At 57.9% G+C, this 11964-nt stretch carries 10 protein-coding genes; 7 read left to right on the top strand and 3 right to left on the bottom strand.

All coding sequences use genetic code 11. The features are described 5' to 3' along the window. Window positions 1-384: 384 nt before the first annotated feature. Together AB9K37_RS11555 and AB9K37_RS11550 are read left to right on the top strand one after the other, a co-directional pair. Complete coding sequence (locus AB9K37_RS11555) at window positions 385-1626, top strand: 3-deoxy-D-manno-octulosonic acid transferase (RefSeq protein WP_369838702.1); 1242 nt, start codon at window positions 385-387, stop codon at window positions 1624-1626. 144 nt (window positions 1627-1770) lie between these two features. Beyond that, complete coding sequence (locus AB9K37_RS11550) at window positions 1771-4095, top strand: nidogen-like domain-containing protein (RefSeq protein WP_369838699.1); 2325 nt, start codon at window positions 1771-1773, stop codon at window positions 4093-4095. On the opposite strand, the gene AB9K37_RS11545 is transcribed toward AB9K37_RS11550, so the two are convergent. Next, window positions 4096-5232, bottom strand: a complete 1137-nt coding sequence (locus tag AB9K37_RS11545) for an acetoin utilization protein AcuC (protein ID WP_369838696.1) — start codon at window positions 5230-5232, stop codon at window positions 4096-4098. Between the two features lie 16 nt (window positions 5233-5248). After that, on the bottom strand, window positions 5249-5776 hold the full coding sequence (locus tag AB9K37_RS11540) for a glutathione peroxidase (RefSeq protein ID WP_369838694.1): 528 nt from the start codon (window positions 5774-5776) through the stop codon (window positions 5249-5251). A gap of 218 nt (window positions 5777-5994) precedes the next feature. Here AB9K37_RS11540 and AB9K37_RS11535 point away from each other — a divergent pair, with 218 nt between their 5' ends. The 4 genes from AB9K37_RS11535 (at window position 5995) to ptsP (ending at window position 10672) form a co-directional block, all read left to right on the top strand. Further along, window positions 5995-6459 carry a DUF1178 family protein gene (locus AB9K37_RS11535; protein WP_369838691.1) on the top strand — a complete coding sequence of 155 codons (465 nt, stop codon included), beginning with the start codon at window positions 5995-5997 and terminating at the stop codon, window positions 6457-6459. After that, a complete protein-coding gene (locus AB9K37_RS11530; RefSeq protein ID WP_369838688.1) occupies window positions 6459-7103 on the top strand; it encodes an SDR family NAD(P)-dependent oxidoreductase in 645 nt (214 codons plus the stop codon). The genes AB9K37_RS11535 and AB9K37_RS11530 overlap by 1 nt, the downstream gene beginning before the upstream one ends. 63 nt (window positions 7104-7166) lie before the next feature. Then, window positions 7167-8405 (top strand): aspartate kinase, encoded by a 1239-nt coding sequence (locus AB9K37_RS11525; RefSeq protein WP_369838686.1) that lies wholly within the window; start codon window positions 7167-7169, stop codon window positions 8403-8405. 8 nt (window positions 8406-8413) lie between these two features. Next, window positions 8414-10672: a phosphoenolpyruvate--protein phosphotransferase gene (gene ptsP, locus AB9K37_RS11520; protein ID WP_369838683.1), complete on the top strand. Its 2259-nt coding sequence runs from the start codon at window positions 8414-8416 to the stop codon at window positions 10670-10672. Window positions 10673-10737: 65 nt separating this feature from the next. Here ptsP and AB9K37_RS11515 read toward each other — a convergent pair whose 3' ends face one another. Continuing rightward, on the bottom strand, window positions 10738-11223 hold the full coding sequence (locus tag AB9K37_RS11515) for a GNAT family N-acetyltransferase (RefSeq protein ID WP_369838680.1): 486 nt from the start codon (window positions 11221-11223) through the stop codon (window positions 10738-10740). A gap of 74 nt (window positions 11224-11297) precedes the next feature. Between AB9K37_RS11515 and AB9K37_RS11510 the strand changes: the two genes are divergently transcribed. After that, window positions 11298-11903, top strand: a complete 606-nt coding sequence (locus AB9K37_RS11510) for a flavin reductase family protein (protein WP_369838678.1) — start codon at window positions 11298-11300, stop codon at window positions 11901-11903. Window positions 11904-11964: the final 61 nt, after the last annotated feature.

Raw genomic sequence — 11964 nt, 5'->3', positions numbered from 1 at the left:
TGCAGCGTTTGATACATCGAATGAACCAAACCGCCCACATATCTCTTCAGATACTCGCGATGTCAAAGAGCGCGGAGACAAAAAACTAACCATAGCGCCAATCCCTTAGCACTGCAGCCAACCAATATCTCCAGAATTTCTAACCGAACCGTCTAACCTCTCGGCCGTCCCGTCCGCCCCAACCGCGCCGCAGCGCCGCCGGTGAGGGGCCTTCTACGGATACCTACAAAGAGTCGCAAGAGAAAAAATAGAAGAAAATGACTTATCCACAGATTTCCTTGGAGACGTGCATTTTTCTAAGGTTTCCATAGAACGCCCCACGTCTCGACATGCAGGCCGAGTTGTGGCCTTCATGCTGACACCCCTCACCCATAGGTACCACAATTGCTGCTCTATCGTTCCACCATATCGCTGATCGCACCTCTACTGGCCGGAGCACTCGCCCTGCGAACCCTGCGCGGCAAAGAACCCGGAGACGCCTTTGCCGAAAGGTTGGGACACTGCCCCAAAGCAGGGCGCGCAAACATTTGGGTGCACGGCGCGAGCAACGGAGAACTTGAGTCCGCACGCCCTCTTATAGAGGCACTCCGCGCTGCACGTCCGGACTTGGAGATTACCGTTACCACAAATACCGTAAGCGCCCGAAAAATGGTGAGGGGATGGAATCTTGCCCAAGTTTCGGCTTTTTGCGCCCCACTGGATTTACGCGGCCCGACAAAACGGTTGCTTGCCAGTCGGCGGGTCGTTGCCTTGCTAAGCTTGGAGAACGAGCTTTGGCCGAACCGCCTCGTGGCCACTGCGGCACAGGGCATTCCTGTTTGCCTCGTTGCCGCGAAGGTTTCCAGAAAGTCAGCAAAAATCTGGAAGCGCTTACCATCTCTGCGCAAGGAGATGTTCCAAAGTCTCTCGTTCTTGGCACCGCAGGACAGAGGCTCGCGCAACCGGTTCCTCGCCTTGGGCGTCGGCGCAGATCAGATGGCACCAGTTATTGAATTGAAGTCTTTATATCAGGCGGATCGTATCGACCCCCCTGCCCTGAACCGTCCACGCTCCCAAATCTGGCTTGCCGCCTCGACCCACCAAGGGGAAGAGGACATCATGCTGAACGCTCTGGATGCGCTTCGACAAAAGGGCGAGGCACCGCTCCTGATTCTCGCTCCGAGGCACCCCAAACGGGCCTCAGAGATCGTGGCAATATTGCAGAACAAAGGATTTCGATTTGCGCAGCGCAGCCTTGGTGAGCAACCAGATCAGTCCACAGAGATTTATTTGGCCGACACTATGGGCGAGATGCCTATGTGGTACACATCCGCGGGGGTGACCTTTGTTGCGGGCTCATTTGCGGACAAAGGTGGGCATACACCGTTCGAGCCTGCAGCCTATAAAACTGCGATTCTCCACGGCCCCAGCACGAGCAACTTTCGCCGCATATATCGGGATCTTGATGCTGCGGGCGGCGCGGTTTTGGTCAACGCTCCCTCCGACTTGGCTGACGCTGTGGCGTGCGCCTTGGAAGATCCCAACCGGCTAACAGAACGCGCGACGGCCACGATCCAAAAGACCACCGACCTATCCCCTGTCGTCGATCGTATCCTCCGCGCATTGCCAGTGCCGGGGTCGCGGTAACTGTAAACGCAAATAGCCACGGGACTCTGGGCAATTTGAGTCGCAATAAATCTCAAAAACCGATAAAAGTTAAAACAATGATAAGAGGGCTTTACGCCCTTCTGTGTTGTTTGCGTCGATTATTGTGCCTCGGGATTGTGACAGATGCCTAATTTCAAGAACTACAAAGCGCTTTTGGTTTATGGCGCGGATGGCTGGCACAATGGTAATGATGACATTACTTATTCATTCGTAGGCGATACGCTTCCCAGCTATTACGAAACCTTTGTGTCGAAGGGACAGGAATACTGGGACATCGGTGGTGAGTATGTTCCGACCTCCCAAGATCTACAAATGGGTGCCGCTGAAAAGGCCATGATGCTGCTCGCCATTGATGCGTGGAACGAGGTGGCAAACGTCAATCTGGTCCCCGCATCTGGGTCCGGTGCCAGCGCGCGCGCAATTGAATCGGATAGCACAGCGCGATCCTACTCCTCGGTTTTAGCATTTGCGGATGATAGTTCAGCTTCGTTTGACATCTCAGAGGTATTCGCCGACGGCCTGAACCTATTTGGTGAGACATTCGATGCGGCTGACATTTATGTAAATTCCAATGGCAGCTTGACGCTCGGTGCAGCTTATAGCGAGGCCTCGCCGGCTTCTTTGATCGGCTCTGTTCCAGCCATGATCGCAGCTTTCTGGACAGATATTGTCATCGGCGCCGAAGGCATCACCACAGATATCGACACTGATGCCGGCACGGTGACCCTCGAATGGCGGCATGTCACGAATTACTCTGGCAGTCTTGCGGATAGCGCGCCTGAGAATACCTTTAGCCTGACATTGGTCGATCAGGGGAATGGCGACTTTGACGTTATTTTCGACTATTCAGAGATCAATTGGGTATACGAGGACCTGAGTGGCACGGGCTCGTCCGCTGTTGCAGGCTTCTCATCTCTCAGCAGCTATTTCGAAACCGAATATTCAAGCCGCACTGAGGCTCTGGAAGCACTGGACGAAAGCTCTGGCAATTCCGGCGAGACCGGCGTCTGGACCTATCAGTTCCGCAGCGGGGACCTGTATGTCGATGGCGTCTTGGTCAGCGAAGGTGCGGCAAAATCGGCATCCTATTCCGCTAGTAGCTCTGATAATGTGGGCGACATCCTGATTGGCGCGACCGAGTTCGACGACGTGGATTTGTACGGGTTCGTCAGCGGACTGCCTTATGACGGCGCAGGCGACGTCCTGACCGACATCGGTGATTTGTGGATCAATCAAAGCAATCCTGACCAGCTGGTGAACGGAACGCCGGTATATGGGCATACGAGTTGGAATACTTACCTGCATGAATTGGGACACGCTTTGGGGCTAGAGCATCCAAACGACCGGCCTTGGGCGGCAGCGGTGACAAACCAGCAGACTGTGATGTCCTACAACGCCCATCCCGCAGAGGAATACGAATACCTCGAAGATCAGGCGTGGCCGCTCACCCCGATGGTTTGGGACATTCAGGCAATCCAAGCACTTTATGGTGTGAACACGAACACGCGGACCGAAGACAATGTCTACTTTGGCAACGGAAACGGGAAGAACGGTTCGACTGAATACCAATACGCCACGAACGACGACAACAAGCTTGGCATGCAGGTTCTTGGGGAAGACGGCGTCTATCGCGATGTGATTCTGACAATTTGGGACGCTGGTGGCACGGACCTCATTGATGCATCGGATCTGAGCACGGACAGCTTCATCGATTTGCGCCCCGGTCACTACTCGACCATCGGCGAAATCAGCGAGAACATCGGCATCGCCGCAGCGGTCACAGTGTCGGGCAATGTCATCAACTACGTGGAAAATGCATGGGGCGGCAAAGGTGACGACGACCTTACCGGCAATGCGGGCAAGAACGAGTTGCGTGGAAATGCCGGAGCGGACACCATCAGTGGCGGCAATGGGGCGGATCGCCTCTTTGGTGGCGGGCAGGATGACCTGCTGTCCGGCGAGAATGGCAACGATCGCTTGTTCGGTGGTCAGGGCGCTGATGTCCTGATCGGGGATCGAGGACAAGATCGGCTCAATGGGAACGCTGGCGATGACGATCTGTCCGGTGGCGGCGCGAAGGACATTCTCAAGGGCGGCGCCGGCGCAGACGACCTTTCGGGTGGCGCTGGACACGACAAACTGTTCGGTCAAAAGGGAAACGACACCCTGTATGGCGGCAAAGGCGATGACACCCTGACCGGCAACGCGGGCAGAGACACCTTTGTCTTTAGTGCAGGTTCCGATGTGATCTCGGACTTTGCCACCTCGATCAACGAAGAGATCGATCTGAGCGCTGCCGTGGGAATTGCCGGTTTCAACGATCTGATGTCCAACCACGCAATGGTTCAGGGAAATGGCGTGTTGATCAGCGACGACGCAGGGAATGACTTGCTCTTGCGCGGCGTTGCTCTGGACGATCTGACCAGCAACCATTTCCTACTCGCGTGATCAAATCTGGACAGCAAACCTCGCAGTGAGCCGCGCCAAGCGTTCAAGGATGTCCCCCCGGACCTCTCCGTTGCGCGGCTCATCTCTTAATGTTGCATACCAATGCTCGGGCGGATTGCGGCCCAATCGGTGATTGTCAAATCTCAGCCCCCGCAGAACATCCACAGCCACGGGCGGGAGAGCAGATGGGATGTGCTGACCGTTCAACGTGGCCCAAACACCCGTCCAAAGCCGCCCGACAGACCAAGGGTTATATCCGCCTCCGCCAAGCACCAAATAACGCGGAGACATTGACATCAGGGCGCGCACAATTGCCCAATGGCTATTGTTGGACAAAGTTAACCGCGACAGCGGATCCTCGGTCACCGCATCCGCACCACACTGCAGCACAATCGCATCGGGTGCGAACTGTTCGACTGCCGGCAGAATGAGTTGATCTCTGATCACCGACATTTCGGAATCGTTCAATCCCGCCGGAACAGGTAGGTTAAACAAGCTCCCAGCCCCCTCGCCGATCAAACCACCGGTGCGCGGCCAGCGATTCTCTTCATGCACAGAGATCATCAAAACATCAGGGTCCTGCCCGAAAGCGACCTCGACCCCGTCAGGGTGATGAGCGTCGATGTCAATATAAGCGATGCGCCGAACGCCCGTCCGTCGCAGGGACAAAATCGCCAGCACTGGATCGTTCAGATAACAAAACCCATTTGCCCGCGCGGGCATCCCATGGTGTGTGCCGCCCGCGGGCGAATAGATCACCCCACCCTTGGCCAAAAGCTCTCCTGCCAAGAGCGAGGCGCCAGCGGAGGTTGCAGGCCTTTGCCACATTTCGGGAAACACTGGATTTGCCATTGTCCCTAGACCGAATGCCTCTCGCTCCTGATCCGAGACGGCCTGTGTGAGCTCTGCGCGTTGTAAGGCCTCCACATACACAGGATCATGCCAAACAGAGAGCGCTGCTGCCTTGGCCTTGGGGCTTTGCACATATTGCTTGGGTCCCAACCACCCCATCGCACGCGACAAGTCGATCACAGTCGAGACGCGCGGCACCCGCAAGGGATGCCATGCGCCGTAAGAGGAGCGCCGGTAAATCTCGGACCCAATAAAAAGGGGGGCGATCCGTGGGTCTTTGATCACGTCGCGGCGACTTTCCTTAGTTGGCCAGTTGCGCCTCGATCTCTGAAACCAGTTTGGGCGCGGTTGGGTTCACCATAGAGCCATAGGTTGCCACAACCTCGCCTTCGGGGGAAACGAGCACTTTGTTAAAGTTCCAGCCCGGCTCAAAGCCCGTGCTTTCTTGAACCCAGCGATAAAAAGGGTGCGCCTCGGAGCCGCGGACGCGCGACAAATCTGTCATCGGCAAGGTCAGATCGAAATTCACGGCGCAGAAATCCTTCACCGCCTCGGCGCTGTCCAGCTCCTGACGGAAATCATCTGAGGGAACCGCCAGAACGACGAGGCCCTTGTCGCCATAGCGTTCGTGCAGAGTTTGTAAATCGTCATATTGCGGAGTGAACCCGCAACGCGAGGCTGTATTAACAACGAGCACCGGGCGACCTTCCCACTCTGCGGTGTTCATGGGCTTCCCCTCGATCGAGGTGAACGCAAAATCGCCCATTCCCGCCCAAACCGGCGCGGCACACAATGCGAAAACAAGCGCGAGACGTTTCTTGCCAGACATTTAGAATTCCTCCTAGACCAAGCGCCTTCACCACCAATACGCGAAGATGAGAAAAAAGTTTCCCGCTTAATGCGGAAAAGATATTTTCGCGAAAAAGCTGCTTTGAGTTGGTGGGCAGATAGCGTGTCGCACATGCTTGTCCAGTCACACGATCGGCGAGGATATTGCATTTGTCGCAAAGACCAATATTTTCGGAGCACTGCGCCCGAGGAGCCCAGATGATCCGCTACGACCTAAAATGCGCCGAAGGGCACAGATTTGATAGCTGGTTTCAGTCCAGCAGTGCCTATGACAAGCTCGCTGCGGCGGGCATGGTGTCCTGTGCGATTTGTGGCGGCACCAAGGTCGAGAAAGCCATCATGGCCCCGCGCGTTTCCACATCGGACAAAGCTTCGGTTGCGCCAAAAGCTGAACCTGCATCTGACCCCGCAGAATCCCCAGCGCCCAAGCTAACCGAAAACAGCGATACCGAAAAAATGCTGACCGAGATGCGCAAGCATATCGAGAAGAATGCGACCTATGTGGGCGGCAATTTCGCCACCGAGGCCCGCGCGCAGCATTTGGGCGACGCCCCCGAACGGGCGATTTATGGCGAAGCCAAACCCGAAGACGTCAAGAAGTTGATCGAAGACGACGTGCCTGTGGCCCCCCTGCCCTTTACCCCGACACGAAAGACCAGTTGATGACAGTCCTGATTACCGGCGCAAACCGCGGCATTGGCCACGAGCTCTACACTCTCTACCAATCCCAAGGCGCTTCGGTGATCGGCACAGCCCGCAGCGGATCGGATCACCTGCCGCTCGAGGTTACGGACCCCACCAGTCACGCCGCCCTTGCCGCGCATCTGGATGGCAAGCCCATCGATCTGCTGGTCTGCAATGCGGGCGTTTACTTTGACACTGCCGAGTCGCTGGACACCGGCTACCCCGCCGACATGTGGGCACAAACTTTCGCGGTGAACGTCACGGGCGTGTTTCTGACAGTCCAATCCCTGCTCCCGAATCTGCGACTGGCCAAAGCGCCAAAGATCGCGATCATCTCGTCCCAAATGGCCTCTCACACACGCGCGCCGGGGGGCAGCTACATCTACCGTGCGTCCAAGGCGGCCGCGCTGAACCTCGGGCGCAATCTAGCCACCGATTTACGCTCTGTCGGAATTGCAGTGGGCATTTATCACCCCGGCTGGGTGCAGACCGATATGGGGGGCGCAGCAGCCGACATTAATGTTTCCGAGTCGGCCCAAGGCCTTGCCGCGCAATTTGAGGCCCTAAGCATGGACACGACAGGCAAGTTTCTGACTTGGGACGGCCGCGAACACCCCTTCTGACCCTTGCGAAGCCGACGGTCTGCGCGTAAACGCGGGCGGACTTTAGGTGACAGGGGGGTTCTCATGCCTATCCTCGTGATGAAATTCGGCGGGACGTCCGTCGCAAACCTTGACCGAATCCGCCGCGCTGCGAAACGCGTGGGTCTGGAAGTGGCCAAGGGCTATGATGTCATTGTCATCGTTAGCGCCATGTCGGGCAAAACAAACGAGCTGGTCGGCTGGGTTAACGAAACCTCGCCGCTTTATGACGCGCGCGAATACGACGCCGTTGTCAGCTCGGGCGAGAATGTCACCGCTGGCCTGATGGCCCTGACTTTGCAGGAAATGGATGTGCCCGCGCGCAGCTGGCAGGGCTGGCAAGTTCCGCTGAAGACCACTTCGGCGCATGGTCAGGCCCGGATCGAAGAGATCCCCACCGACAACCTGATGGACAAATTCGGCGAAGGCATGCGTGTGGCCGTGGTCGCTGGCTTCCAAGGGATCAGCCCCGAAGGCCGCATCACCACTTTGGGCCGTGGCGGCTCGGACACCACCGCTGTGGCCTTTGCGGCTGCGTTCGACGCCGAGCGTTGCGACATCTATACTGACGTGGACGGGGTCTACACCACCGACCCCCGCATCAGCGACAATGCCCGCAAGCTGGACAAGATCGCGTTCGAAGAAATGCTCGAACTCGCCAGCCTTGGCGCCAAGGTGCTGCAAACCCGTTCGGTCGAATTGGCCATGCGCTATAATGTAAAATTGCGCGTCCTTTCCAGCTTTGAAGAACCGTCAGACGAGGCCGGTACGCTGGTCTGCGATGAGGAGGAAATCATGGAAGATAAAGTTGTCTCCGGTGTCGCATACAGCCGCGACGAAGCGAAAATGACCCTCGTATCGGTCGAAGACCGTCCGGGCATCGCGGCCTCTATCTTCGGCCCCTTGGCCGACGCGGGCATCAACGTGGATATGATCGTCCAGAACATCTCGGACGAGGGCACCACCGACATGACCTTTAGCTGCCCCACCGATCAGGTGGCCCGCGCAGAAAAGGCGCTGAACGACGCCAAAGAAGCCGGAACCATCGGCTTCGAAGAGATCATCGCTGACACCAATGTCGCAAAGATCTCGGTCGTTGGCATCGGCATGCGCAGCCAGCCCGGCGTTGCAGCCAAGATGTTCAAGGTGCTGTCGAACGAAGGCATCAACATCAAGGTTATTGCCACTTCGGAAATCAAGATTTCCGTTTTGATCGACCGGAAATACATGGAACTCGCGGTTCAGGCACTGCATGATGCCTTTGAACTGGAGAAATCAGCCTAAGGGGCACCATGCCCGACGGAACCGAAAGCGAAAGCAGAAAGCTTCTTGTCCGACTGCGTGACACGCTCGCCGAAGGCGGCGCGGGTCAGGAGCGGTTGGACAAGATCACGCACCTCATTGCCAGCTCTATGCTGACCGAGGTGTGCTCGATCTATCTGTTTCGCGATGATGACACGCTCGAACTCTGCGCAACCGAGGGTCTGAAGGCCGAGTCGGTGCACCAAACCCGTCTGCGTTTGGGCGAGGGTCTGGTGGGCCGCGTCGCGAAAACCACCCAAATCGTCAACACCGCCAACGCCCCATCCGAGCGCGGCTTCCGCTATATGCCGGAAACTGGCGAAGAGGCGTATTCCTCTTTCCTTGGTGTGCCGATTCAGCGACTTGGCGAGACGTTGGGTGTTTTGGTCGTACAGTCCAAAGAGGCGCGCGAATTCTCGTCAGACGAAGTGTACGCGCTGGAAGTCGTGGCGATGGTTCTGGCCGAAATGGCGGAACTCGGTGCCTTTGTTGGCGATGGCGCTGCGCTGAAGGCACTGCACCAGCAGCCCGTTCTGTTCCGCGGCACTGTGGGCCAAGAGGGCACCGCCGAGGGCCACATCTGGCTGCACGAGCCGCGGGTCGTGGTCACGAACCCCGTCGCCGAAGACCCTCAGGCCGAGACCGAACGTCTTCGCAAAGCCGTCGATGACCTGCGCGTTTCCGTGGATCAAATGCTGTCCGTGGCCGAAGGCGGGGATGCGGACCATGTTCAGGTTCTCGAAGCCTACAAGATGTTCGCCAATTCCAAAGGCTGGCTCCGCCGCATGGAAGAGGACATTTCGCGTGGCCTCTCTGCCGAAGCCGCCGTGGAAAAAGAGCAGTCCATTGCACGCTCTCGCATGGCGCGTTCCACCGACGCCTATCTGCGCGAACGTCTGAACGATCTGGACGATCTGTCGAACCGCCTGCTGCGCATTTTGACCGGCCAAGGCAGCGACACCGGCGCCGAGATGCCCGATGATCCGATCCTCGTGGCCCGCAACATCGGCCCAGCCGAGCTGTTGGATTACGGTCGCCGACTCAAAGGTGTGATCCTCGAAGAAGGTTCTGTTGGCAGCCATGCCGCCATCGTGGCCCGCGCACTGGCAATTCCCCTTGTGGTCCACGCCAGCAACATCACCACCGAAGCGCTAAACGGCAACCACGTGCTGCTTGATGGCGATCAAGGTGTGGTTCACCTGCGTCCCGACGAAAACGTGGTCAAAGCGTTCCGCGATCAGATGGCCATGCAAGCGCAAGCCCAAGAGCGTTACGCCTCAATCCGTGACCTACCCGCGGAAACCCTGTGTGGTCGCCGAATCGCGCTAACCATGAACGCAGGTCTGATGGCCGATCTACCTTCTTTGCCCACATCGGGCGCCGAAGGCGTCGGCCTGTTCCGCACAGAACTCCAGTTCCTCGTTCGGAACAAAATGCCCAAGCGGGCCGAGCTTTCGGCTCTGTATGGCCGCGTGCTGGACGCTGCTGACGGGCAGCCCGTGGTGTTCCGTACACTCGATATCGGGTCGGACAAGGTCCTGCCCTACATGAAGCCTAATGACGAGCCGAACCCAGCCCTGGGCTGGCGTGCGATTCGCGTGGGCTTGGACAAACCGGGTGTCTTGCGGATGCAGTTGCAGGCGCTGATCCGCGCCGCGAATGGTCGCCCGCTCTCTGTGATGTTTCCTTTCATTGCCCAGATGGACGAGTTCACCGTCGCGCGTCAGGAAATAGACAAAGCCATGGCCCGCGAAGAGCGTTTGGGACACGTCCTGCCATCCGAACTGAAAATCGGCACCATGCTTGAAACACCCTCGCTGGCCTTTGCGCCGCAGGCCTTCTTTGAGCAGGTGGATTTTGTCTCTATCGGCGGGAACGATCTGAAGCAGTTCTTCTTTGCCGCCGACCGCGAAAATGAGCGCGTGCGCCGCCGCTATGACACGCTGAACGTCAGCTTCCTTTCGTTCCTCGAAGGGATCGTGAGCCGCTGCCGGACCACAGGAACGCCGCTGTCTTTCTGCGGTGAAGACGCCGGCCGCCCGATCGAGGCGCTGTGCCTCGCGGCCATTGGTTTGCCAAGCTTGTCCATGCGACCCGCCTCAATCGGACCGGTCAAGCATCTGCTGCGCCGCACCAACCTCGAAGAGCTGTATCAAGTAATCTGTCAGGCCCGCGAATCTGGCGTCCAAAGTGTAAGGCCCGCAGTGATGGAGTATCTGGCCAAAGCCGCGATCCCTTCTGCCAACTAAGGCCACAGCAAACTACGGACTAGCGAAGGGCGCCCCAACCGGAGCGCCCTTTTGCTTTGGTCATATCAATCAGCGGGGCCTTCCCACTTGTGCACATCGCCTTGGATGCCCTGCCAATCCCCAACACCCAGGACACGATCCGGGTTCGTAGGCGGCGGCATCTCTACGCCAGTCAGTTTCTCGAACCCGAAGCGGCTGTAATAGGGATAATCGCCCACCAACATCACGCGCGGCCACCCCAGTTCGGCAGTCCGGCTGAGCGAGGCTTGCATCAGGATGCCCCCCAACCCTTCGCCCTGCCGCGTGGGGTGCACAGCGATGGGCCCCAAGAGCAAGGCCGGACTGTCACCGACCAGCACAGGCCAGAACCGGATGGCTCCGGCCAAAATTTTATCAGGGTCACGCGCTGTCAGGCTAAGTTCGGGCACACGATCAACCCCGTCCCGCAATCGGTAGGACGACAGAGCCTCGCGACCGGGGGCAAAGCACAGATCGTACAGGGCTTCGACCTCCCACATGTCCTCTGGCTGTTCTTGCGCAATCTCGAACACCTGACCTCCGATCTTTCGAGTGGCATGGCGGGTATCACGACACTACTTGTGTATCAATCACATAGGAGCAAAACATGTTCTATCGCCCCAGCGAAGGCCACGGTCTGCCACACAATCCGTTCAACGCCATCGTCACCCCACGGCCCATTGGCTGGATCTCAACCCGTGATGCGGACGGGCGGGACAACTTGGCCCCATATTCGTTTTTTAACGCGGTTGCTTATGTGCCGCCGCAGGTCATGTTTGCCTCGACCTCTTCGAAGCCGGATCGTGGCGACACCAAGGACAGCGTGTCGAACATCCGCGAAACGGGCGTGTTTTGTGTGAACATCGTGGAATACGCCGCGCGGGACGTGATGAACAAATCCTCTGCCATGGTGGACCGCGATGTCGATGAGTTTGAACTGGCGGGAATCGACAAAGCAGCGTGCGACACCATCGCCGCGTCGCGTGTCGCCAATGCTCCAGCCGCGCTGGAATGCAAACTGACCCAGATCATCCAGCTGGAGGGTGAGTCGAACTTCGCCGTATTTGGCGAAGTCACGGGCATCCACATGCGGGACGACTGCATCGTAGACGGTCGCTTTGATGTGACGCGCTACCAGCCTTTGACCCGTCTAGGCTATCGTGACTACGGGGTGATCAAAGAGGTCTTTAGCCTGACCCGCCCCGACGACTGAGTCGCCTGCCGCATTCCCAAGTCCGCCCTGCCCGCGTATCCATACATGGACTGCATCAGAC

The organism is Donghicola sp. XS_ASV15, assembly GCF_041224595.1.
GTDB lineage: Bacteria > Pseudomonadota > Alphaproteobacteria > Rhodobacterales > Rhodobacteraceae > Donghicola.
Note: the sequence above shows the minus strand (reverse complement) of the source record. Positions and strands in the feature narration are given on the sequence as shown.